Genomic DNA, 25,041 nt, shown 5'->3' with positions numbered 1-25,041 from the left:
TGATGGCCGAGGATGGAGTCGGCGGCGAGGTCGAGGTCGGGGCTGGTGAATTCGATGCGGTACTTGAACGGCTGGCTCAGGCCCTCCTCTCCTGCAAAGGCCAGAACCTCAAGCGGCGCGGCAACATTGTTGACCCGTAATGTGTGTCGACTGTGATCGAAGAAGACACTCATCTCACGCCTCCATGATTGCGGTTTGCGGCGCAGCATCGTCGTCCGTAAAGCTCAGGCAGATGCCCTGCTCTTCACTGAACTCAAGACTCACGCACTGGCACCGCTGCTGCGCCGCGCGCCGCTCCAGCAGTTGCTGGCTGAGAACAGGCAGGATTTGTTCGTTGAGCAGGCTGTCGATGTTGCGCGCGCCCATGTCCGGTAACAGGCAGGCGGCAACCAGGGCGTCGTGGAGTGAGTCGCCCAACCGGCAGTCGAGGCCATAGTGGAAACGCAACCGCTTGGCCACTTGGGCCAGTTTGAGCGCGACGATGCGCTTGAGTGCGTCGGCTTGCAGCGGTCGATAGATCAACGTCTGGAACCGTGCAAGCAAGGCCGGCTGGAAGTGTTCGCGCAGGATGGGCCGCAGTTGTTCGTGCAGCAGGCTGTCGGGGGCGTCGGGCTGGGCCTGCAAGCAGTCGTACAGCAGGTCGCTGCCGAGATTGGAGGTCATGAGGATGACGGTGTTGCGAAAGTCGATCTCGCGCCCTTCACCGTCTCGCATGAATCCACGATCAAACACTTGGTAAAACAGATTGAGCACGTCGCTGTGCGCCTTTTCGACCTCGTCCAACAGCACAACACTGTAGGGCCGCTGCCGCACGGCTTCGGTCAGCACACCGCCCTTGCCATAGCCGACGTAACCGGGCGGCGAGCCTTTGAGCTGGCTGACGGTGTGGGCTTCCTGGTACTCGGAAAAGTTCAGGGTGATCAGTGATTTTTCGCCGCCGAACAGGCTGTCTGCGAGGGCCAGGGCGGTCTCGGTCTTACCCACGCCGCTGGTGCCCACCAGCAGGAACACTCCCAGCGGTGCATGCTCGTTGGTCAGGCCGGTCTTGGCCGCGCGCAGCCGTTGTGCCAATGCGCTCAGCGCCGGAGCCTGGCCGATCACCCGCTGCCCCAACTGCTGCTCCAGCGCCAACAGGCTGTGGTGTTCGTCCTTGAGCAAGCTGCCCAGCGGAACGCCGGTCCAATCGGCAATCACGTGGGCCACGCTGCGTACGTCGACATCCAGTGACAGCAGCGGCTGCTCGCCTTGAATGGCATGAAGTTCCCGTTGTAGCCGTGCGCAGGTGCCCGGTTGTGGTGGCTGCATCCGGCGCGCACTCATCAGTTGTTCGGCCAACTGACGCTCTTGCCGGTATTGCTGCTCCAGTGCGCTTTGCTCGCGCTGCAAATCCGCGGATTGCACGTCGATCAGCCCCAGGCGCTCGCCAACGTCGCCGCCGCTGAGGGCCTGGTCTTGCTCCAATGCCTGACGCTCCAGTTCCAGCGCCGCTTGCCGCGCCTTCAGTCGGACCAGCGCTTGCGGCTCACAATCCAGGCTCATGCGCACGCGGGCACTGGCGGTGTCGAGCAGGTCGACCGCTTTGTCCGGCAGTTGGCGCCCGGTCAGGTAACGCCGTGACAGGCTGACTGCGGCTTGCACCGCCGCGTCCTGGATATGCACGCCATGGTGAGTGGCGTAGCGCGATTTCAGGCCGCGCAGCATCAGACCGGCATTGGCGTCGTCCGGCTCGTCGACCTTGACCATTTGAAAACGTCTTTCGAGGGCCGCATCGCGCTCGAAGTACTGTTTGTACTCACTCCAGGTGGTCGCGGCGATGGTGCGCAACTCGCCACGGGCCAACGCGGGTTTAAGCAGGTTGGCGGCGTCGGCAGCGCCGGCCTGGTTGCCGGCGCCGATCAGGGTGTGGGCCTCGTCGATGAACAGCAGCACCGGGCTGTCGGCTTGTTGCACGGCATCGATCAGGCTTTTCAGGCGTTGCTCGAACTCGCCCTTGACGCCCGCACCCGCCTGCAACAAACCCAGGTCAAGAGTGCGTACGCAGACTGACTTGAGGCTGTCAGGCACCCGCCCCTGGGCAATGCTCAATGCCAGGCCTTCCACCAAGGCCGTTTTGCCGACGCCAGGCTCGCCCACCAGCAGCGGATTGTTTTTACGCCGACGGCTGAGGATGTCGATGACCTGGCGGATTTCATCGTCACGGCCAAACACCGGGTCGATCTCTCCTTGTGCGGCCTTGGCGGTGAGGTCTCTGGTGAACCTGTCCAACGTTGCCGACCGGGCATCATCACCCTTCGGTTCAATGGACTGCGGTTCGACAGTCTCTTGCAGCGCCGGACGCTCTTCGGAGACCTGGTCCAACAGCCCCATCAACCGCTGCAACTGTGCCTCACCGAGACTGACCAATGGCCAGGCGGCTTCGCAGGCCAACAGGCCGGGCGTCTCCATCAGCGCGCCCAACAGATGCACCGAGCGCAGGCTGTCGTTGTTGTCGTCGAGCGAGGCGCGTAACCAGGCCTGCCTGATCAATTGCTGCAAGGGCGCGGACAACTGCGGCTTGCCCTGCACGCTGCGTGGCAGGCCGTCGAGGTGTTCAAGCAGGCCGTACCACAGTGCCTCCAGATTCCACTCGTAACGCCGCGCGATGACCGTGAGGTCGCCCTCCCCCTGGCCCAGCAGCTTGAGCAGCCAGTGTTCAATGGTGATTTGCGCGTGGCCGCTGCCCTGGCACAGGGACGCGGCCGCACTCAACGCCTGCGCGCAGAAAGGGTTGAGTCGACGAAGCAAACGGGTGGAGTTCTGGGCCATACGCAATACATCCTCGCCAAAGGGGCTGGGTCGTCAGGTTGAAACGCGATGTGTTTGGCTGAGCGCCCGCGAGCGGACGCTCAACCCAGCACACCGGCAAATCGCCTGGTGGTGCAGGTACATCACGCGCTCTGGCGTTCGCTCCAGGCATCGGAGTGGATGATGTTGCCGTCCTTGTAGGTCCAGGTGACCTTCTCGTAGCGCAGCTCAATCTGCTCCAAATGGTTGTGTTTCTCTTTGCTGGGGTCTTTGACGTCGTGCATTTTTGGCGCGACCTTCACCACCTTGACGTTCTCCAGCTTGGTGATGAAGTACTCGACTTCCTGCCCCGCATCGTCGATGCGATACCACTTGAACTCGGCGCTCTTGAGGGTTTGCCCGGTGGTGACAGCCTTATAGAGATACGGGCTGGAGGCATCGATTTCCTTGGAAAACAGGAATGGGGTGTGCACCCGCGTACCGGTCAACTTGCCGGTATTGTTGTCGGTCGGGATGTACAGGCTGTGGTCCTGGGCGACCACCTCAATGCTGCCTTCGCGCTTTTGCACGTCCACCGAGCCTTTGATCTCTGCGCCACCGTCGTCTTGAAGCCAGAGGTAAACGGGAATTGCCATGTGAAGCTCCTTTTCTTGGACATTAAACGTCGCGATGTGCGACGGGAGGTTGCCCGTCAGGTCCTGGAACAGCGCGTGAACACGTCCCTGCCTCAGGCACCAGACGGATGTCGACACGACGATTGGCTGCGCGCCCTTCTACCGTGTCGTTGCTTGCAATCGGTTGGCTGGCACCGAACCCCTGCACCGCGAAGCAGTTGTCGGGGATTGCGCTCATCTGCTGTATCCAGCCATGCACGGCAGCGGCCCGGGCGTAGGACAGCCGGCGGTTTTTCTCGGCGTCGCCGGTGGCATCGGTATGCCCCGCGATCACAATCAACTGGCCAGGCTGTGCCTGGATGCCGACCAGCGCACGGATCAGCACCTTGGTCGAGCCCGGCTTGAGTCGGGCGCTGCCGCTGGCAAACAGCGAAAGACTGTCCAACCGCACCACACCCGCCGGTCCCGTGGGCAAAACCGTCGGTGGCGGCTCGACATGGGCGGCCAACACGGCGAGTAACGGGGCACGCAGATGCTCGCCGCGATACAGGCCCAGTCCCAAGGCCAGCGGTGCACCCTGTCGGTAGTAGGTATCCAGCAGTTGGGCGGCCTGGCGCAGCGCAGTGACGGCGTCTTCGCGCAACAGGAACGCACGCTGTTCTCGGTGCGGCGGCGGCGGAATCGAGGTATAGCGACGCAGGTCATCACTGACCTGGCGCAACAACAAGGTGTTCTGCCAGGCTGAGCTGGCCAGCGCGACCGCGCTGGCAGCTACCCACAACCACAAGGCCACGACGCTTGCCCGTTGCCGCGGGGTACGCGACGGATGGCGCTTGAGCATACCAAGCAATGCATCTGGAAAAGGTAATGTCGCCGTCGCATCGATCACGCGGCCATCGACCAACGCCACCTTGTGAGCAAGCCATTGACCCCACAGGTTGCCCTCCACCGCCCGGGGCAGCACCGAGACCATTTTGAACGCGCACACGCTGGCGACATCCGTGTTGTGATGAACGAGACAAGGCAACACCTTGTCCTGCAGCCAACCGGCGACACTCCCCAACTGAACGCAAGCGTGCAACCGTGCGGACTGCTCAGGCAGGTCGGCGGCTTGATGCTGCCACTCACTCAGAGTGGCGCACTGGTCTATATCGCGGACATATGCCTCGGCCTTGCCGCCTTCCCAACTGAACCACGGCTCGGCGCCCTGCACGGTTTGCAGATAACTCACCAGCAGCAATGGCAGCGCGATACCTCGCTTGCGTGCCAAGGTGGCCTGGTAACCGAGGGCTCGCACTCGACCGAGCAGCGCCGAGCTGTCGCTGTGTGCACCGGGATTCACGACAAACATCACGCACAGCTGGGCGCCCCAGCCGGGTCGCAGAGCCAGGATGCCGTCGCAGATCAGCGGCAGTTGCCCAAGGCTGGGTACCCGCACGTAACAACCCGAGGGAGTCTCCCGCAGGCTCAACTGCTCAACGCACACCGGGCCAAAAAGCGCATCGAGGCCATCACCACAGACCAGTACCACCGGATGCCGGAAGGACGCCGCCGGCAAGGCGACGTTGCCACCCAGCTTCACCGATTCGCGCAACACGCATGCCCGGCGGTTCACGGCCACCCATGCCAACCCGATACCGCACAGCCCTAGGACAAGCCCGGCCGCCCGCACCCAGACGGTGAGTGGAATGATCGCCAGCAACGCAAGGAGCAGCCCTCCTGCCCACAGCACCAGCAGTCGATGAGAGGAGATCGTCATCGGGCCCTCACGCTTGATCAGGCAGGAGCAACGCAACCGCATCGCTCAACAGTTGATCCAACCCCCACCACGTTGCGGCCAGTACCACGGTGGCGGCCAGCACATGCATCAGCGGCGACTGCAACCAGCCCAAGCCCGAGATGGCGCCGCTACGCGCCTGGGTGACAAGGCTCTGGTTGAGCCTCAAGGGCGGCACATGGGCGTTGAGCGCGTGCAGCAAGCGTTGACGCTCAGGGTCGTTCAGGTCGCGGTAACGACCTTGAAAACCCAACATCAGCACGCGATGGAACACCGTCAGGACCTGCCGGTCCGGTGCCGGTTCGCGTAACACTGCCTGCATGTCCTCGTACAGGAACTCGCCAGCCTGATGGTGGTTGAAAAACTTGGCCTGAAGGGGTTTTGCCCATGCGGCCTGATCGTTCTTACTCCCATACGTCAGCACCGTCTCATCCAGCAACGCGCATTGCGCATGGGAGATGTAATCGACTGCGCGCTTCGTCATGCCCGCCGACGCAAGCCGCTGTCGAACCTGCTCGACCTGCGCGACACATACTCCCCACAACTCCGGCCGGCCCTCGGATGCAACGCCCTGACGCAACTCAACCACCAGCAGGTAGGTGTCCTGCAGCAGCTCATCAACGTCCGCAGGTGGGGTATCGTGACCGTTTGAATTGATCTGGTTCATGCGCGCAGCACCGCAAACAGTTCGAGCCTGACGTCGACCAATGTGCTTGGGACGTAGAACGCACAGACTCCTGCGTCCAGTACCGCCTGGCCCTTGGGATGGCTGAAATCAAGCACGAAATACTGGTTTTCCAGGCGCAGCGGAATCGCTGCCGGCACATGGCTGAGGGCCCGCAATGGCACGCCGTCGAGCGCCGCGTTGATCAGGTAGTCGACCGCGTCCGGCGTGCCCACCTTGCAGAGCTGCGCAAACTGATCCTGCAACTGCGCCGCGGACAGACGGCTGCGCACCGACAGATAGAAATCCGCACCGTCACGCTCACGCAGGCGGGGATCATGCAGTTGCACCTGCCAACGATTGGCGCCCTGTGCCTCCAACTCCAGGGCAACGACCCGCGACGGCAGGCTGGCTTCCAGCAACAGCGAAATAGTGTTCATCAGCGGTGCGAACACCGCTTCCAGGTTGCCGTGTTGATACGCGGGCACTTTGTCGATGTCGTGTTCCAATGAGAACGTCAACAGGCTGCCGGCGAGTTTGATCAGTTCCTGGTAGACCTGTTCGGGATGTCGCGCCGGAAAACTCCGCAGATCGGCCAGGACCGGTTGGTAGGTGTTCAACGCATTGAGCAACCAGAACAGCGAGACATCGGCCACGGCAAAATCGGCCATGCGCTGATTGCTCTCGCGCCGCATGCCCATGAGCCGTTGCCGCTTGGCCGCCAATTGGGTCAACAGGTTATCCAACTGGCTCAACAAACCCGGATGCGCTGCAAAGCTGAGCAGCGGCGGCACGTAGACCGGGTCAAGGCTCCAGGCACCCTGCCCGTCACGGACCAGCCGCGCAACGGGACAGGTCACGTAGTCCGCGTTGTCGTCACTGTGCAAACGCAGGCTCAGCGCGTGCTCCAGCACCGCGATGGATTGCCGTTCATCGCTGTAGACATCCTGGACCTCGCGCCAGTCCTGGCGATAACGGATCGGCCGGTCGCTGTTGCCGCCGTCAAACAGACAGTTGTTGCCATTGGCCTGCTCCAGCGGCAATGCCACATGCACCAGCGTAGCTTGGACCTCATCGGCCAAGCCCAAGGCAGGTGGCAGGCGGTCGACGCAACCGGTGTCGATCCACGTCCCGTCGGGTAGGCATACACACAACTGGGTGGCCTTGAGTTTGCCCAGGCGCAAGGCTTCCAAATCAAACCCGACGGCCTGGACGCCCCAAGGGTGCGCCAGGCTCAGATGAGCGAGCTGTACGTTGGCCCAGGCCTCCCAACGCGTTTGTTGCTGGAATTGCTGCGCCGACAGCAATACGCCGCAAGCCCACAGAGGGCGATCGATCTTCATGGCATCGTTTCCCTACGATTGACTCAAGCCTTGGCCTTGGGCATTTGCGAAACCAGCGACAAGTTCACATCCATGCCCTCCACCTGGAAATGCGGCACGGCGTACAACTTGACGCGGAAGAAGCCCGGGTTGTCTTCGATGTCTTCCACCGTCACCTTCGCATCGCGCAGCGGGTGTGAAGCCTGCAAGTCATCGCCAGGGTCGGTCATTTCAGTCACGAGCCCGCCAATCCACTTGTTGAGCTCCAGTTCCAGCAAGCGCCGGTCTTTGGTAGTGCCGATGTTTTCGCGCTGGATCAACTTCAGGTAATGGGCGATGCGTGACAGTAGAAAGATGTAGGGCAGGCGCGCGTTGATACGACTGTTCGCCGTGGCATCCGGGGTGTCGTAGAGGGCAGGTTTCTGCGCGGAGTTGGCGGAGAAGAAACACGCATAGTCGCGATTCTTGTAGTAGGAAAGTGGGATGAAACCGAGGTTGGCAAATTCGAATTCGCGGGTTTCCGGGATCATGACTTCCGAGGGAATCTTCACCTGGTTGCCAGTGCCCAGGTCGTACAAGTGGATGGGTAACTCGGTCACCGCACCACCGGACTGCGGTCCACGGATCTGCACACACCAGCCATTGGCGATAAAGCTCTTGACCATATTGGCGGCAAACGCGAAGGAGGCGTTGGTCCACAAATACTTGTGGTGGTCCGGGCCTTTGACGCTTTCGATGTAATTGAAACTGCGCACGGGAAGGGTGTCGGGACCATAGGGCAGACGCCCCAGCACACGCGGCATCGTCAGGCCGATGTAGCGCGCATCGTCACTGTCCCGGAACGACTTCCACTTGATGTATTCGGCGCGGTCGAAGTAGTTGCCGATGTCCTTGATCGCGGCCACTTCCTCCATGGATGCCTTGCCAAAGAATGCAGGCCCGACGGAACCCACAAACGGCATGTGGGCAGCCGCGGCCACTTTGGAAATGTTACGCAACAGGGCAATGTCCTGTGGGCTGCGGTCGAACTCGTAACTGGAGATAGCGGCAGCGATTGGCTCACCGCCGGGGGTGTCGTATTCCTGGGTGTAGGTATGCAGGTAGAGACCGCTCTGGGCAATTTCCGGCGCGTCTTCAAAATCCTGCACCAGATGGTCTTTGCTGATGTCCAGCAGCTCGATACGCACGTTTTGGCGGAAATCCGTCTGGTCGATCAGCGATTTCACCCCACGCCAGGTCGACTCGACGCGCTGGAAGTCCGGGTGGTGCATGATCGCATCCAGTTGACGGCTTATCTGCCGATCCAACGAGGCGATATGCTCATCCAACAGCACCTTGTCCAGGCGTTCGACCTTATGGGCTGACTGTTTCAATAACTGCAGGAACACATTGACCGCGGCGGTAACCCGCTCATCGGCAGACACATCGGAAAGTGCCTCGGTATTTTGAAACACCTCGAGCCCGCCTAACTCCGCCACGGGACTCAAGTTAATTTTGCTGAACAGTGTGGCGTAGACTCCACTGTTGTTTTCCGACAGTACGGTGCTGCCATGGGATTGCGAACCGGATTGTTCTACGGACATGCTCAAAACTCCTTTTTCAAATCCATGGACATCAATTAGTTTTAGGCGCCAACGCGGCCAATTCGGTACGAAGTTCAGCGCTTAACGCGTCGTCCTTGAGAATGCGCTCCAACTCATGTCGGAAGGTCGCGTTATCCAGCAAGTTGGATTTGAGATCGCGCAACAGATTGCGCATGGCCAGAAGTGCACGTAACTGCGGGACTTGCCGCGCAACCTGCTCCGGTTCGAAATCCTTCAGGCGTTGGAAGCTCAACTCGACAGTGGTGTCGCATGCGTCATCCGGCAAGGTGTTTTCCACCACCAGTTTCAGCCCCGGCGAGAACTCGCCGAGAACACTGTCAAAGTTGTTTTTATTGATATTGATCTTGCCCCGCTCCGAGAGTGGGCGTTGTTCCTTGCCGTTACTGTAGTCCCCCATCACCATTAACTTCAGGGGCAACTCGACTTTTTTCTGGGCGCCGCCGGTATGCAAGTCCAGTTTGATATTGACCCGCGCCTTGGGCACTTCATTCTGAAAACTATCTAGCGTCATAACTTCATCCCTTGCTGTATGGCAAAACAATAACCGGCCATCACTGGCGCGCTCTGTCGCCGCAAGAATGAAGTATCCCAGACATTTTTTACCAGCCCCCGAACTATGCGCGGGAACTTTCCACAAAGCTTTGAGGATGCATCCTACAAACCGCACAGATAAACTCTATTTCAACTTTTTATTTATTCATAAACAAAAAAATATGAAACGGCTGTCAGAAGAAGAGTAAATCCAGGGAAAACCCAAAACAAACCGATGAGGCAAGACCTATACAGACAGAGTGTTCCTAGCGTTAGAAATCACAACGCCTACAAACGCGAGAAAACCCAAGGCGAGGCATTCGATGAGAAGAACGCTTAAAAAGCGAGGCACGACTCACACCGCAACCGGCACATTAGCGTCCGGCTGCGGTCGGTTGAAATCGTAATAGTTGTAATAGGGCAAGTCGGGATCAGGCCTCCCGACTTTTCACCTTCAGATGCCGCGCGTACCAGGGCCGCTTTGGCACCCGCTTGAACAATCCCTTCAGCGCGTCATCTTCTGCACCGAAAGTAATGCGCAATGCCAGCTTCATGGTCTCCGGGTCCATCTCCATCGACCGCCCCATCTGCAACCCCGGTGTGGTGCTGCAGCCGTGGGTGTCCGGGCCCAGCCAAGGGTCGCCGACTTCTACCCAACGCCCCTGGGCAAACCACGCTACGCCGTTGACCTCAAGCCGGCTGACCTCACCCGGATTGAAGCGCTCATGGGCACGGAACCAGTCCTCGATACGGTCGTCGATCCAGCCATGAAAATGCCAGAACACCGGGTTTACATGGGATGAGAACGGGTCGCCCAGAAAGTCGTTTTCCGCGGCATACCACCGCGCAGCGAAGTCCGAGGGATCGCGGGCGAAGGGCACCGGGCCACCGTTGGAGGGGTCGCGAGGCACGGAGGCCCAGCGCATGTGCAGCCAGTCGTGCAGCCCCAATTCCATCTCGGAACCGAGCTGGCCCAGGGTCAACTTGGCCAGGTAGCGCGGGTCGCGGTATTGGGACTCCCACACTTGAAAGTTGCTGTGGTAAGTCTCGGCCGCCTTGATGTCGCTGACCCACTGGGTGTAGTCAGGGTCATCCGGCGCCGACCAGGTGGGCGGCAAGGCAAAGCCATCGTGGTTGTCGAAGTAACGCACGAAACCCAGCCGATCACGCTCCAGTGCAGGCTGCGGTGCGGGGAATTCGGGCCACGAAGGCAAGTCTTGCATCGAACGCGCGGTGCCGAGCATATGGCGATGCATGAAGAAGAAATCGATCCCCGAACCGTTGCGGTCCTTGTGTTTGCCGCGCGCATCGCGCTCCTGGCCGCGGGGGCCGGGTTGCCAACCGATGCCGCGCAGGGCATCGCGTTTTTCTTCGGAGAGTTTGTGCCATTGGTCACGGGTCGCGTGCCAGAGCTGGTGGAATAACCGGTGTTCGGCGCTGATCAGCCAGGCCAGCAGGGTCGGATTGAGGCCGATGCGCTCGCGGGCTTCGGGAAACAGTTGCTTGTGCGCGATAAACCGGTTGTCGCGTTCGGTCAAGGCCAGGGGACGATCGAGGTTGAGAATCTGCCCACTGAGGGTGCCGCTGCCGGCGTTGCCAAACACGCCCCAGACTTCGTCGAGGGTCATTTTGAATTCGTAGGCGGGCACGCCACCGGGCGCGTCGCGGTCGATCAGGCGCCAGTAGAGCGTGGCGCCCTCCCCCGGCAGCAGGTCGCCGAGGACACGGTAACGCGGTTCGCCGGTGGCGCGCAGGTTGGCTGCGGTGTCGAGGTAGCCACGCAGGCCACGACCCCGTGGGGCGATGTCGAGCAACAGTTCCAGGCCCTGCAGCGGCAGGCCTTTGAGACCCGCGTCGCGACCTTCCAGGCGCAGGCTCCAAACACCGCGCAGGCTGTTCGCCAGGTGCTGGCCGGCAGTGTCGGCCAAGTCCACCGTGGCTTCGCCGGGAGTGATCGGGAATTCTTCTTCACGCGTCAGCTCGCGATGGGCATAGAAGGCCGCTGGCACAGCCGCGCCGGTCAGCGCCAGGCCTGCGATGAACCCACGTCGAGAGATCGTCATTGTCTACCTTAGGAAACGGCTTAATCAGAGCTAGAACGTTTGCAGGCCGGGGAAATTTACCGCACTTGGCGCACCGCCTAAATTTCTGCGTCCAGCGCTCGTTCTTCCCTGATAGCAAAGGCCTCAACTGACTGAGATGGCAATGACAAAACCACGTTCGAAAAAGGCGCTGTATATCGGCCTGCCACTGGCACTGGCCATCGGCGCCGCAGCCGGTTTCCTGGCCTGGGATCACTGGTTCAGGGGCAATGCGGGTTACCCGCTGGCAGTGATCAAGCAGGCCAATGAAATGCAGGATCGCCTGTTGTCGTTCGACAGCCATATCACCGTGCCCCTGGATTTTGGCGGTGTCGGCAGCGAGGCCGACAAGGACGGTAGCGGCCAGTTCGACCTGGCCAAGGCTGCCCGCGGACGCTTGTCGGGAGCGGCGCTGACGATTTTCGGCTGGCCGGAGATCTGGAACGGCGCCAACGCCCCGCACAAACCCACCGACGGTTTTGTCGAAGAAGCGCGCCACGAGCAGGAGGTGCGCTACAAAATCATCTCCGGCATGGTCCGCGACTTTCCCAACCAAGTGGGCATTGCCTACACCCCGGACGATTTCCGGCGCCTGCATGGCGAAGGTAAATTCGCGATCTTTATCAGCATGCTCAACGCCTACCCCCTGGGCAATGACCTGAATCAGCTGGACCTGTGGGCCGCACGTGGCATGCGCATGTTCGGCTTCAGCTATATCGGCAACAACGCGTGGTCCGACTCATCGCGCCCACTGCCGTTTTTCAATGACTCCACCGACGCCCTCGAAGGCCTGTCGCCGATTGGCCAGCAAGCCGTGCACCGCCTCAACGACCTGGGGGTGATCATCGACGTGTCGCAGATGTCGACCAAGGCGCTGGAGCAGGTGGCACAGCTGAGCCGCACGCCAATGGTCGCGTCCCACTCGGCGCCGCGAGCGTCGGTGGATATCGCGCGCAACCTCAGCGACAAGGAACTGCAACTGATCAAGAACAGCGGCGGCGTGGTGCAAGTCGTCGGGTTCTCGGCGTACCTGCGACCGCTGAGCCAGCCGACCCAGGACAAGCTCAACAGCCTGCGCGCACGTTTTGATCTGCCACCGCTGCCAAACCTCGCCATGGCGCTGATGCCCGGCGACGCAATCATCGCCGCCTGGCCCGAGCAGAAATTCGGCCAGTACGCCCAGGGCCTGTACGGCATTCTTGAGGAAGAACCCAAGGCCAGCCTCAAGGATTGGGGCGACGCCATCGACTACACGGTACGCAAGATCGGCATTGATCACGTCGGCATCTCGTCGGACTTCAACGACGGCGGCGGCATCGACGGCTGGGAGAACGTCGGCGAGGTGCGCAACGTCACCGCCGAGCTGATCCAGCGCGGCTACTCCGAAGCTGACATTGCCAAGCTGTGGGGTGGCAACTTCCTGCGCGTGTGGGACCAGGTACAAAAAGCCGCCAAGCCCTTGGCCAATCGCTAATCACCTAGAAGCACGTCCATGACCGACCGCCGTACATTTCTCAAGCAGGCCGGGCTATTCGCCGCCAGCCTGCCGCTGCTGCCCGAGGCGCTGGCCGTCACTGCCGCGCCTGCGGCAAAACATCCATGGACGGATCTCAAGCAACTGTTCAACCAGGACCCGAACTACCTGCACTTCTCCAACTTCCTCGTGGCGTCACACCCCAAACCGGTGCGCGACGCCATCGAGCGCTACCGCCTGCAGATCGACCGCAACCCCGGCCTGGCGATGGACTGGGGCCTGGAAGAAACCTGGAAGCGCGAAGGCCAGGTGCGCGAATGGGCCGGTCGTTATTTGCAGGCCGCACCCGCGCAGATCGCCCTTACCGCCAGCACGTCCGAGGGCCTGGCGATGATCTATGGCGGCATCCAGCTGCGCGCCGACCAAGAGATCCTCACCACCGTGCACGAGCATTACGCGACCCAGAACGTGCTGGATTTTCGCGTGCGCAAGCAAGGCACCCAGGTGCGCCGGTTCAAGCTGTTCGAGCACGCCAACCGCCTCTCGGCGGACGAAGTGCTCGGCAATATCCAGCGCAATATCCGCCCCAATACCCGCGTGCTGGGCATGACCTGGGTGCAGTCCGGCAGCGGCGTGAAGCTGCCCATCGGCGAGATCGGCCAACTGGTGACTGAACACAACCGCCACCGCGACGACCACGACCGCATTCTCTACGTGGTCGATGGCGTGCATGGCTTTGGCGTGGAAAACCTCGACTTCCCGGACATGCACTGCGACTTCTTTATCGCCGGCACCCACAAATGGATGTTCGGCCCGCGCGGTACCGGACTGGTCTGCGCCCGCGAGAGCGAAAACAAGTACATCACGCCGATGGTGCCGACCTTTTCCGAAGACACCAACTTCGCCACCACCATGACCCCTGGTGGCTTCCACGCATTCGAACACCGCTGGGCGGCGGATGAAGCCTTCAAGCTGCACCTGCAACTGGGCAAGGCGCAGGTGCAGGCGCGTATCCATGCGCTCAATACCGAGCTTAAAGACCAACTGCTGAGCCACCCGCAGATCGAACTGGTCACGCCGCGCAGCGCCGAACTGTCGGCTGGCTTCACCTTCTTCCGGGTCAAGGGCCAGGACAGCAGCGACATCGCCGACTACATGGTGAAACAGCGTGTTGTCATCGATGCGGTGGACCGCGATGCCGGTCCGGTGATCCGCACCGCGCCCGGGCTGCTCAATTCCTCCGACGAGATCCAGCGTTTCATGGCCCTGCTGAGCCCACGGCTGTGACGTGCATTTTTCCTTTTGACCAGAGGCCCTCATGATGCGATCCCGATTCAACCCCCTGGCCGCCCTGACCCTGGCGGCCGCCTGCGGCGCCCTGCTGCCAGGCCTGGCCCAGGCTGCCACGCCGCAGCCGGGCAAAGTGTTCAAGGACTGCAAGGACTGCCCGGAAATGGTGGTGCTGCCCGCGGGCACGTTCACCATGGGCACGCCCGAGGATGAAGTCGGCCGCGAGCCTGACGAAGGCCCGATGCACACTGTGACCTTCGCCAAGCCCTTCGCCATGAGCCGCTTCCACATCACCGCCAGCGAGTGGGACAGCTACGTGCGCCAGACCGGGGTAAAAATCGCTGACGGCGACACCCGCCCCGGCCGCGAATGCATCGCCAGCAAACCGCGCTACCCGCAGGGCCCACGCCAACCGGCGGTATGCATGGACATGGACGACATCCAGAGGTACGTGAGCTGGCTGTCGAAAAAGACCGGCCAGCAGTACCACATGGTCAGCGAAGCCCAACGCGAATACGCCGCGCGGGCCGGCACCAAGGGGCCCTTCCCGTTCCCGTTTGACGAGGGCAAGGGTTACAGCATCGCCGGGCACGCCAACACCTACGGCCCGGCGGATGGCTACAGCTATTCCTCGCCGGTGGGCAGCTACGCGCCGAATGGGTTTGGCATGTATGACATGCACGGCAATGTCTACGAGCGGGTTGCCGACTGCTACCACGAGAACTACGCAGGTGCGCCGTCCGATGGCAGCGCCTGGACAGAACAGACCTGCGAGGCCTACGTCATTCGCGGCAATGATTGGGGCGAGGCGCCCGTGTTTTCGCGCTCGGGCAACCGCAACAATATCTACCCGCAGACGCGGGGGGACTGGATTGGTTTTCGGGTAGTGCGCGAACTCTGAAGCACTAAAGATTCAAATGTGTGCAGGCTTGTGTGGGAGCGGGCTTGCTCGCGAAAGCGGTGTGTCAGTCAATATTTCCGGTGACTGACACACCGCTTTCGCGAGCAAGCCCGCTCCCACATTTTGAACTGTGCCCGCTTCAGATTTTTGCCAACAGCTCCAACCCTTCACGCAACGCCGGGAACAGGCTGTTGTTGAAGTTGTTCCAACGCAGCTCAAGGATGGTGTCCTCAGGCGAAATCTCGGTCTTCAAGACGTCGTGAAACACCTCCCCCGAATCAATGCCGTTATCCACGTAATGAAACGATGCGCCGGTCAGGTACAGCGGCTCCGACGGCGTGGTGGCCTTTGTCGCCCAATCCGTCACCGTCAGCCCGCGCGCGCCGTACAACGCATTCCACGTGGCATACGCGCCGCGGCGCTCGTACGGCGATTCGATGCGGGTAATACCGGGGTGAATGTTCATGATGCGCCGCGCAAATGGCGCACCCGGTCGCACCAGCTCATCCAGGATCACCAGCAAGCCATCGAGCACCACGATGTCAGCCTTCAATTCCACCAGCGTGTCATGCAAGCGCCGTTCGAAATCCTGCTTGCCGGCGATGTGTTCGGCGCTGCCCCGTGGCAAGCGGCGATAGGTGGACGGCACACTCAACAACAAGTCATTGACCAGCCGGCCCTGCACCCGCAGGTCCGCCGGGTACAGCCACTGGCGGCCAGGCTGGTAGGCAAAGCCGTAGTCCTTGACCAGTTGCTGGTCCCGCGGGTTCTGCTCGTCATCGTCGTACACCACGCCCACCAGGTTGTAGGCCTCGCCCAGCGGGGTGTCGTTCAACGAACCCACCAGGAACTCCAGCACCGATTTCATGTAGCGCTCGTGGTCCTTGTAGGCCACCGGCTGCCCGGCCTTGTCGGCGGCAGCATTTCTCAGGGACCACACGTACACCAGATTCTTCTTCGACATTGTTTCGCTCTCGCTGGATGGACTGCGCGCTGCGTGTTTACGCGTGCGCCTACATCACAAGAACGAACCAGCCCGCCGCCAATTTATCTGCCGCCGGCACCACCGGGCACATCGCGCTAAATACTCGCCACCACGCTTCGTTTGTCATGGGTAAGGGTCTGTGTGCCCAGCCCCTCTATTCACTCTCCGGGAAGTATTTATGACCGACCCCAAGCGCGGTGCCTTCAATGGTCTGCTCGCATTGCTCAGACCTTTTCGTACCCTGGTGACGGTGTCCGTCGCCCTGGGCATGGCAGGCGGCCTGGCCATCACCTTTTTGCTGGCCACCATCAACAACGCCCTGCACTCCTCCACCGGCATGACCCAAGGTGTGGTACTGACCTTTGCCGCGCTGTGCGTGCTGGCCCTGACCAGTTCGATCGTGTCCGACATCGGCACCAACTATGTCGGCCAACGCATCATCGCCGCGTTGCGCAAGGAACTGGGCGAGAAAGTGCTGTCGGCGCCGATCGAACAGATCGAGCGTTACCGCTCCCACCGCCTGATCCCGGTACTGACCCACGACGTCGACACCATCAGCGATTTCTCCTTCGCCTTCACACCGCTGGCCATCGCCACCACCGTGACCCTGGGTTGCCTGGGCTACCTGGCGTACCTGTCGGTGCCGATGTTCCTGCTGATGATCGTCGCCATCGCCATCGGTTGCAGCGTGCAGTTCATCGCCGGCGCCAAGGGCATTCGTGGCTTTGACGAGGCCCGTGACCTCGAAGACGAACTGCAACGCTACTATTCGGCAATCGCCTCGGGCGCCAAGGAGCTGCGCATCCACCGGCCACGGCGCTATCGCATGAACACCCATCGCATCCAGGAAACCGCCGACCAGATCAGCGACATCCAGGTGCGCTCGGTGAACATCTATATCGTCGCCAAGACCTTCGGCTCGATGCTGTTCTTCGTGGTCATCGGCCTGGCCCTGGCGATGCAGGCCTACAGCCCCAATCCGGACCCGGCGGTGATCACCGGTTTCGTACTGGTGCTGCTGTACATGAAAGGCCCGCTGGAGCACGTGGTGGGTTACCTGCCGATCATCGGCAAGGCGCGTATCGCGTTTGCGCGCATCAGCGAACTGGCCGAGCGGTTCTCATCCCCCGAGCCGCACTTGTTGATGGACGCCAGCGAGGCGCCCCACCCGGTGGTCACCAGCCTGGAATTGCGCGGCGTGAGCTACAGCCCGCCGCCGGTGGAAGGCAGCCAGCCGTTCCACCTGGGGCCGATCAACCTGAGCATCAAGCAGGGCGACATCGTGTTTATCGTCGGCGAAAACGGCTGCGGCAAGACCACCCTGATCAAGCTGTTGCTGGGCCTGTACCCACCCCAGTCCGGAGAAATCCGCCTCAACGGCGAAACCGTCACCGACCCGGTGCGCGATGACTATCGCCAGTTGTTCACCACCGTATTTGCCGACTATTACCTGTTCGATGACCTGGTACAGGGCAGCGCCACGCAGTCGCTGGACAGCGCGACCAAGTACCTCGAGCGCCTGGAGATTGCGCACAAGGTCAGCGTCAAGGACGGCGTGTTCAGCACCACCGACCTGTCCACCGGCCAGCGCAAGCGCCTGGCCCTGGTCAACGCCTGGCTCGAAGAGCGCCCGGTGCTGGTGTTCGACGAATGGGCCGCCGACCAGGACCCGGTCTTTCGCAAGATTTTCTATACCGAGCTGCTGCCGGACCTCAAGCGCCTGGGCAAGACCATCATCGTGATCAGCCACGACGACCGCTATTTCGACATCGCCGACCAGTTGGTGCGCCTGCGTGCGGGCAAGGTCGTACACGAATTGGAACCGGCATGAAAAAAACTTTCCGGTTTTTTAAAGTAGGAACGTCTCACTAGTGGTAATGAGAACCAGACTCAATAAACATCTATAATCTGCCCACTAAAACATAGAAGAGAAAGTATTCATGTCAGTACGACTCGGTCTGAGCCCCCTGAGCAAAGCGCTATCGATGCGACGGGCACTGAACTTCAACCTGTTGCCCGGCGCGCTGGCGCTGGCCGTGTCGCTGCCGATTGCCGGCTATGTACAGGCACAGGAACTTGAGATCGACGTGCCGGCCCAGTCCCTGGGTAGCGCACTGCAAGCGTTCGGCCGCCAGTCCAACCTGCAAGTGCTGTACAGCCCGACGGATGTGGAAGGCAAGCGCAGCAACGCCGTCAAAGGCAAATTCGACCCGGACCGCGCCCTCAGCACCCTGCTCAAAGGCACCGGCGTCGGGTATGGCCTGCAAGGCAACACCATCAGTATCAGCAGCCACGCAGGTTCCGGCCTGGAACTGGGCGCGACCCAAGTGACGGCCAACCAACTCGGCACCGTGACCGAAGGCACCGGCTCCTACACCCCGGGCACCATCGCCACCGCCACGCGCCTGGTGCTGACGCCACGGGAAACGCCGCAATCGATCTCGGTGGTCACGCGCCAGGCCATGGATGACTTCGGCCTCAACTCGATTGACGACGTGATGCGCCACACCCCCGGCATTACCGTGTCGACCTATGACAGTGAGCGTACCAACTATTTCTCGCGCGGCTTTTCCATCAATACCTTCCAATACGACGGTATTCCAACCCTGCGCGACGCCCAATACTCGGCAGGCCAGACGCTGACCGACATGGCCATCTATGACCGCATAGAAGTGCTCAAGGGCGCTACCGGTTTGTTGACCGGGGCTGGCGGTGTAGGCGGCACGCTCAATTTGATCCGCAAGAAGCCGACGTCCGAGTTCCAAGGTAGCGTCGAATTGGGCGCCGGGTCTTGGGACAACTACCGCTCCCAGATCGACGTAAGCGGCCCGCTGACTGAAACTGGAAATATTCGTGGTCGAGCGGTTGCGTCATATCAAGACAAGCACTCGTTCCTCGACCACTACTCGCGCAAGACCAGTGTTTTCTACGGGATTCTTGAAGCCGACCTGGACGAGGACACCCTGCTGACCGTAGGCGCCGACTACCAGGACAGCGACCCGAAAGGTTCCAGTTGGACCGGCAGCCGCATGATCTTCGACGCAGAAGGCAAAGAGCTGGACTTGCCACGCTCGTTCAACAACGGCCCGAAATGGGGTTCGTGGGCGCAGTACAGCCGTACAGCCTTCGCCACTCTGGAACATAGCTTCGCCAATGGCTGGGTCGCCAAAGGCCAATACAACCACCAGATCAACGGCTACCATGCACCGCTAGGCGCCCTCTCTCAGGACTCCGGCAACCAGAGCTCGCTGTTTGCAAAAAAACACACTGGCGAAACCACCGGAGACAGCCTTGACGCCTACGCCACGGGGCCTTTTGAACTGTTTGGTCGTGAGCACGAGTTGGTGGTGGGCCAATCCATTTCGACCAGCAAATGGACGGGCAAGAGCTACAACGCCGTCTTTGCTCCCGGCACCAACTCTGCTGACTTCTATAACTGGGACGGCGACATTCCGGAGCCAGAGTGGGTTCAATATCGCAAACTCGACCAGAGCACTCGCCAGACCGGCACTTACCTCACCAGCCGCTTCAGCCTGACCGACGAAATGCACCTGCTGCTCGGCGCGCGCCTGGCCAACTACGAAGTCACCGGCACCAGCAAGTCCAAGGAGAGCGGTAAAGTCGTGCCTTATGCCGGCCTGACATACGACCTCAACGATAACTTTACCGCCTACACCAGCTTCACTGAGATCTTCCAGCCGCAGACCGACTACTTCGACCGCGAAGACAAAATGCTTGAGCCGGACGAAGGTAAGAACTACGAGATCGGCCTCAAGGGTGAATTCTTCAATGGACGTTTGAATTCCAGCCTCGCGTATTTCGAAGTCCACGAAGAAAACCGTCCGGAACTCGACAGCGAGCACAACTCAGTTCCCGGCAACGATACGGCCTACTACGGCATCAAATCCAAGACCAAGGGCTACGAAGCAGAAATCTCTGGCGAAATCGCCACCGGCTGGCAGTTGCAGGCGGGCTACACCCACAAGGTTGCCCGCGACGACAGCGGCGTGAAGGTTTCCACCTGGGAACCGGAAGACCAGGTCAACTTCTACACCACCTACAAACTCACCGGCCCGCTGGACAAGCTCACCATCGGCGGTGGCGCACGCTGGCAGAGCGAAGGTTGGAAGTCGATCCGCAACTCCGGCCTGCGCCGCTCCGAAGTCCTCACCCAAGACCCGTACTGGCTGGTGGACCTGATGGCGCGCTACCAGATCACCAAGAACCTGTCGGCTACCCTCAACGTCAACAACGTGTTCGACAAGAACTACTACACCAACATCGGTTTCTATGACTCCGCCTACCCTGGCGACCCGCGCAACATGATGGTCACCACCCGCTACAACTTCTAAACCCGGCGCCAAAACAAAAGCCCCGCATCGCGAGATACGGGGCTTTTTTTTGTCACCCTGAAATTGCAATCTGTAGTGAGCGGGCTTGCCCGCTCACTACAATGACGGTTTATGCCAGGGCCGCCGCCAAAGCCCCGCATCGCGAGATACGGGGCTTTTTTGTCACCCTGAAATTGCAATCTGTAGTGAGCGGGCTTGCCCCGCGCTGGGGGGGCGAAGCCGCCCCAAACCCAGGCACCTGGGTCTGTCTGAAACACCGCGCAGGACCGTTTTGGGGTGGCTTCGCCACCCAGCGCGGGGCAAGCCCGCTCACTACAGGGATGGTTTATGCCAGGGCCGCCGCCAGGCTTTTGATGAACTCAGCGTTATCAACAATCCGATGGTGAGTCGTGTCGATCACCACCGAGCGCTCGATCCCCGCCTGCCCAATCACCTCGCGCAAACCACTTTCGATCAGCGCCTGGTGCATCCCCGCCTCGCTACGTGCCGCCCACCAGCAACTGACCGGCGCCTTGATCGCGCGGAAGTCGGTGGCCTGCAAACGCTCATCGAGGATCTGCTTGATCGCCCACGAACGCTCGGTTTCACCGCCACTTTGCAGTTCGGCCTTGAGCGCCTGGAAGCTGGCGCCCAGCGTCGCATCCGCCCAGTCGCACAGGTGCTGCCACTGTTGCTCCTCATTGCAATGAGCCTGCTGCGCCTGGCGCCATTGCGCCTGGACCTGCTCGGCATGCGCGGGGAACATCACCTCCAACATCTGCGCCCGGCGTTCAACCGCACTCAGTTGCGGCTGCGACGGTGCAGCGCCCTGCTCCCAGAACGCGGTAAACCGTGCCGGCGGTGGCGCGTCGATCCAGCCGACAAACTCCACCGTGCGCCCGGCCTGCTCCAGCAGGTACGTCACTTCCATCGCTAGGTTCCCACCCAGCGACCAGCCCGCCAGTCTGAAGGCGCCCTGAGGCTGCGCGCTCAACAGTTGCTGGGCGTAGTCCTCGACCATCTGCGTCCAACCCGGCACTGCACCGTCCTCTGCCACCAGCGCCCGGCAAATAATCCCGAACACCGGCCGCTGTTCACGCAATGCCAAAGCAATTGGCTTGTAGCAATGCACCGAGCCGAAACTTGGGTGGAACAGGTACAGCGGCGTGCCTTGGGTCTGGCTGTTGAGCGGCACAATCAATGAACTTGGTGCATCACCCTCGATACAACGGGCTTGCCCGGCCACCGTGGGGTTGAGCATCAACTGATTGACGGCCAGCACCGCGCCGCAGAGCCGATTGATCCGCTCCTTGAGCATCAGCACCAACAACGAATGGCCGCCCAATTCAAAGAAATTGTCGTGCAAACCAACGCGCTCAACCTCGAGCACCTCGGCCCAAATCGACGCAATCTGCTGCTGCAACGCCGTTTGCGGCGCAGCGAATTCACCCCCCCGGCCATGGGCATCCGGCTTGGGCAGCGCCTTGCGGTCCAGCTTGCCGTTGGGGCTCAGCGGCATCTGCTCGAGCACCACCCACTGCGCCGGCACCATGTAATCCGGCAAGTGCCGGGCCAGGTGCGCGCTGACGTGCGCACGCCACTCCGCGTCGGCCGCGTGCAGCACCACATAGCCCACCAGCTGTTTGCTATCGATCACCAGCACCGTGGCTTCGCGCACCAACGGATGCTCCAGCAGGCGCGCTTCGATTTCACCCAACTCAATTCGCAGGCCGCGCAACTTGACCTGATGATCGAGGCGCCCGAGGTACTCAATCACCCCATCGGCACGTTGGCGAACGCGGTCGCCGGTGCGGTACAAGCGTGCGCCGCGCTGGAATGGGCACGGCACGAAGCGCTCGGCCGTCAAGGCCGGACGCCGGTGATAACTGCGCGCCAGGCCTTCACCGCCCAGGTACAACTCACCGGCAACCCCGACCGGCACCGGCAGCAACTGCGCGTCCAGCACGTGGGTACGCAGGTTGGCGATGGGCTCACCGATCGGCACGGTATCGCTGCCTTCATCGGTGCAAGTCCAATGCGTCACGTCAATCGCCGCTTCCGTCGGGCCATACAGGTTATACAGCCCGGCCTGGGGCAACTTGGCAAAGACCTGCTGCTGGGCATCCACCGGCAGCGCTTCGCCACTGCACACAATGCGTTGCAGGCTATGACAGGTCGATACCGCCGGGTCTTGCAGGAACGCCTGCAACATTGACGGCACAAAGTGCAGCGTAGTGACCTGCTCGGCGTTGATCAGGCTGACCAGTCTGGCCGGATCGCGATGATCACCCGGCGCTGCCACCACCAGGCGTGCGCCAGTCATCAACGGCCAGAAGAACTCCCACACCGACACGTCAAAACTGAACGGGGTCTTTTGCAGCACCGTGTCTCGCGCATCCAGACCATAGGCCTGCTGCATCCAGCACAGGCGGTTGGTCAGTGCCGAATGTCGGTTGCCTGCGCCTTTGGGCTGGCCGGTGGAGCCGGAGGTGTAGATCACATAGGCGAGGTTTTCCGGATCGATAGCGATGCCTGGGTTGTGCTCGCCATACCCTTCGAACCACGATTGACCCAGCACCACGCTGTGCAACCCTGCCGGAATCGGCAGTTGTTCCAACACGTGCGCCTGGGTCAACAGCAGTGTCACGCCGCTGTCTTCAAGCATGTAGGCCAGGCGTTCGCGTGGATATTCCGGGTCAAGCGGCACATAGGCACCGCCCGCCTTGAGGATCGCCAGCAAGCCGACGACCATTTCGATGGAGCGCTCCACTGCCACGCCGACCAGCACGTCAGGGCCCACACCGGCGCTGATCAAACGATGGGCCAGGCGGTTGGCGCGACGGTTCAGCTCGGCGTAGCTCAGGCGTATTTCAGCAAATGCCAAGGCTGGCGCATCCGGCGTGCGTGCGGCCTGTTCTTCGATCAGCTGGTGCACACCGCGTTGCAGCGGGTAAACCTGGGCGGTGGCGTTCCAGTCGTGGACCACTGACTGCTGCTCAAGCGCATCCAGCAACGGCAACTGGCCGATGCGCTGTTGCCCATCACCGACCATGCCTTCCAGCAGATTCAGCCAGTGCCGCGCCATGCGGGCCGGCGTGGCGGCGTCGAACAAGTCGCTGGCGTAGATCAGCGAAGCCAATAGCGCATCGCTCGACTCCTGGGTGCTCAGGCTCAGGTCGAACTGTGCGGTGCGGGTTTGCCATTCCAGGCCACTGACGTGCAGGCCCGGCAGTTGTTGCGCCGGCTCTGAGGTCTCGGTCTGGTGGTTGAACATCACCTGGAACAACGGGTTGAAACTCAGGTTACGCTCAGGGTGCAACGCTTCGACTAACTGTTCGAACGGCAAATCCTGGTGCGCCTGGGCTTCCAGCGCCCGTTGCTTGACCTGTTGCAGCAGCTGGCTGACGGTCAGTTGGCCGTCGATGTCGGCCTTGAGCACCTGGGTGTTGACGAAGAAGCCGATCAGCCGCTCGGTTTCCTCACGGTTGCGGTTGGCAATCGGCACGCCGACGCGGATGTCCGACTGGCCGCTGTAGCGGTGCAGCAAGGCCTGGAACGAAGCGAGCAGCAACATGAACAGCGTAACTTCTTCACGCTGCGCCACTTGCCGCAACGCCGCCAGCAAGCGCGGCGGCACACTGATGTCCAGGCTCGCACCGCGATGGCTTTGCAGGGTTGGGCGGCCGTGGTCCAGCGGCAGCTCCAGCACTGGTTGCTCGCCACCCAGGCGCTCGCGCCAGTAGTCGAGCTGGCGATGTTTTTCGCCGGCATCCATCCAGTCGCGCTGCCAGCTCGCGTAATCGGCGTATTGCAGCGCCAGGTCAGGCAGTTGCAGGTCCTGGCCGCGGCTGTAGGCCGCATACAGTTGCACCAGCTCATCGACCATCACCTGCATCGACCCGCCATCAGAGACAATGTGGTGCTGCACCAGCACCAACACATGCTCGTCCTCGGCCAGGCGCAGCAGGCTGACGCGCATCAGCGGGCCGCGTTGCAGGTCAAACGGCTCGGCGATCAGTGCTTCGACCAGGGCCAGCACGTCACCCTCATCGACATCACGACACGAGATCTCGACCTCGGCATGCGCCGCAATCACCTGTACCGCCCGCTCGCCGTCCTGTTGCACATGGGTGCGCAGGCTTTCATGGCGGGCGACCAGGGTGTCGAAACTGCGCTGCAACGCAGCCGTGTCGAGGCGCCCCTTCAGGCGCAGGGTGCCGGGGATATGGTAAGCGGCGCTGTGTGGGTCCAGTTGCCAGAGGAACCACTGGCGCTCCTGGGCATACGACAACGGCAACGGTTGCTCACGCCCTACCGCCACCATCGGCGGCGCCAGTGGCTGTGTGTTCACGGCATCGGCCAGCACGCTGGCGACAAACCCTTGCAGACGTGGCTGCTCGAACAGGCTGCGCAGCGGCACCTCACGCCCGAGCAGGTTACGCAGGCGTGAGATCACTTGCATCGCCAGCAACGAATGACCGCCCATCTCGAAGAAGTGGTCGTTCAGGCCGACGCGCTCGGCGCCGAGAATCTCGGCCCAGATCGCCGCGATGTGCTGCTCAAGCTCAGTAACCGGCGCTACCCAATCCTGTTGCGCCTGGCTGGTGTCCGGCTTGGGCAGGGCCTGGCGGTCCAGCTTGCCGTTCGGGTTGAGCGGCATGCGCTCGAGGAAGATCAGGTGCG

General features: G+C 61.5%; 15 protein-coding genes. 5 read left to right on the top strand and 10 right to left on the bottom strand.

What is annotated here, in order from left to right:
• Window positions 1–174: 174 nt before the first annotated feature.
• From tssH to pvdP, 8 genes are all read right to left on the bottom strand, one after another.
• A complete protein-coding gene (gene tssH / locus OPU96_RS28310; protein ID WP_498560150.1) occupies window positions 175–2,805 on the bottom strand; it encodes a type VI secretion system ATPase TssH in 2,631 nt (876 codons plus the stop codon).
• A gap of 122 nt (window positions 2,806–2,927) precedes the next feature.
• The gene (locus OPU96_RS28305; RefSeq protein WP_192301128.1) at window positions 2,928–3,419 is read right to left on the bottom strand and encodes an Hcp family type VI secretion system effector; all 492 of its coding nucleotides are present in this window, start codon (window positions 3,417–3,419) and stop codon (window positions 2,928–2,930) included.
• A gap of 22 nt (window positions 3,420–3,441) precedes the next feature.
• Window positions 3,442–5,157 (bottom strand): OmpA family protein, encoded by a 1,716-nt coding sequence (locus OPU96_RS28300; protein ID WP_498560149.1) that lies wholly within the window; start codon window positions 5,155–5,157, stop codon window positions 3,442–3,444.
• A gap of 7 nt (window positions 5,158–5,164) precedes the next feature.
• A complete protein-coding gene (gene tssL, locus OPU96_RS28295) occupies window positions 5,165–5,842 on the bottom strand; it encodes a type VI secretion system protein TssL, short form (RefSeq protein WP_498560148.1) in 678 nt (225 codons plus the stop codon).
• Window positions 5,839–7,182 carry a type VI secretion system baseplate subunit TssK gene (gene tssK / locus OPU96_RS28290; RefSeq protein WP_498560147.1) on the bottom strand — a complete coding sequence of 448 codons (1,344 nt, stop codon included), beginning with the start codon at window positions 7,180–7,182 and terminating at the stop codon, window positions 5,839–5,841. The genes tssL and tssK overlap by 4 nt, the downstream gene beginning before the upstream one ends.
• A gap of 23 nt (window positions 7,183–7,205) precedes the next feature.
• Window positions 7,206–8,744 carry a type VI secretion system contractile sheath large subunit gene (tssC, locus tag OPU96_RS28285; RefSeq protein WP_305392486.1) on the bottom strand — a complete coding sequence of 513 codons (1,539 nt, stop codon included), beginning with the start codon at window positions 8,742–8,744 and terminating at the stop codon, window positions 7,206–7,208.
• A gap of 31 nt (window positions 8,745–8,775) precedes the next feature.
• Window positions 8,776–9,276: a type VI secretion system contractile sheath small subunit gene (tssB, locus tag OPU96_RS28280; protein WP_192301156.1), complete on the bottom strand. Its 501-nt coding sequence runs from the start codon at window positions 9,274–9,276 to the stop codon at window positions 8,776–8,778.
• A 451-nt stretch (window positions 9,277–9,727) separates the two neighbouring features.
• Complete coding sequence (gene pvdP, locus OPU96_RS28275; RefSeq protein WP_305392485.1) at window positions 9,728–11,359, bottom strand: pyoverdine maturation tyrosinase PvdP; 1,632 nt, start codon at window positions 11,357–11,359, stop codon at window positions 9,728–9,730.
• Between the two features lie 142 nt (window positions 11,360–11,501).
• Between pvdP and pvdM the strand changes: the two genes are divergently transcribed.
• From pvdM to pvdO, 3 genes are read left to right on the top strand one after another with little or no spacing between them, the layout of a single operon-like run.
• The gene (pvdM, locus tag OPU96_RS28270) at window positions 11,502–12,851 is read left to right on the top strand and encodes a pyoverdine-tailoring dipeptidase-like protein PvdM (protein WP_226457789.1); all 1,350 of its coding nucleotides are present in this window, start codon (window positions 11,502–11,504) and stop codon (window positions 12,849–12,851) included.
• An 18-nt stretch (window positions 12,852–12,869) separates the two neighbouring features.
• Window positions 12,870–14,138 carry a pyoverdine-tailoring periplasmic protein PvdN gene (gene pvdN / locus OPU96_RS28265; protein ID WP_498560146.1) on the top strand — a complete coding sequence of 423 codons (1,269 nt, stop codon included), beginning with the start codon at window positions 12,870–12,872 and terminating at the stop codon, window positions 14,136–14,138.
• Between the two features lie 31 nt (window positions 14,139–14,169).
• Complete coding sequence (gene pvdO / locus OPU96_RS28260; protein ID WP_192301120.1) at window positions 14,170–15,042, top strand: dihydropyoverdine dehydrogenase; 873 nt, start codon at window positions 14,170–14,172, stop codon at window positions 15,040–15,042.
• A 139-nt stretch (window positions 15,043–15,181) separates the two neighbouring features.
• On the opposite strand, the gene OPU96_RS28255 is transcribed toward pvdO, so the two are convergent.
• Window positions 15,182–16,006 (bottom strand): N(5)-hydroxyornithine transformylase PvdF, encoded by an 825-nt coding sequence (locus tag OPU96_RS28255; RefSeq protein ID WP_498560145.1) that lies wholly within the window; start codon window positions 16,004–16,006, stop codon window positions 15,182–15,184.
• Between the two features lie 199 nt (window positions 16,007–16,205).
• Between OPU96_RS28255 and OPU96_RS28250 the strand changes: the two genes are divergently transcribed.
• Both OPU96_RS28250 and OPU96_RS28245 read left to right on the top strand, forming a co-directional pair.
• Window positions 16,206–17,858, top strand: a complete 1,653-nt coding sequence (locus OPU96_RS28250) for a cyclic peptide export ABC transporter (RefSeq protein WP_192301118.1) — start codon at window positions 16,206–16,208, stop codon at window positions 17,856–17,858.
• Window positions 17,859–17,967: 109 nt separating this feature from the next.
• Window positions 17,968–20,379 (top strand): TonB-dependent siderophore receptor, encoded by a 2,412-nt coding sequence (locus tag OPU96_RS28245; protein ID WP_226457786.1) that lies wholly within the window; start codon window positions 17,968–17,970, stop codon window positions 20,377–20,379.
• A 325-nt stretch (window positions 20,380–20,704) separates the two neighbouring features.
• On the opposite strand, the gene OPU96_RS28240 is transcribed toward OPU96_RS28245, so the two are convergent.
• Window positions 20,705–25,041 (bottom strand): amino acid adenylation domain-containing protein (locus OPU96_RS28240; protein ID WP_498560144.1); only part of this gene is annotated, 4,337 nt, incomplete at its 5' end.

The organism is Pseudomonas sp. RP-B7, assembly GCF_059803535.1.
Note: the sequence above shows the minus strand (reverse complement) of the source record. Positions and strands in the feature narration are given on the sequence as shown.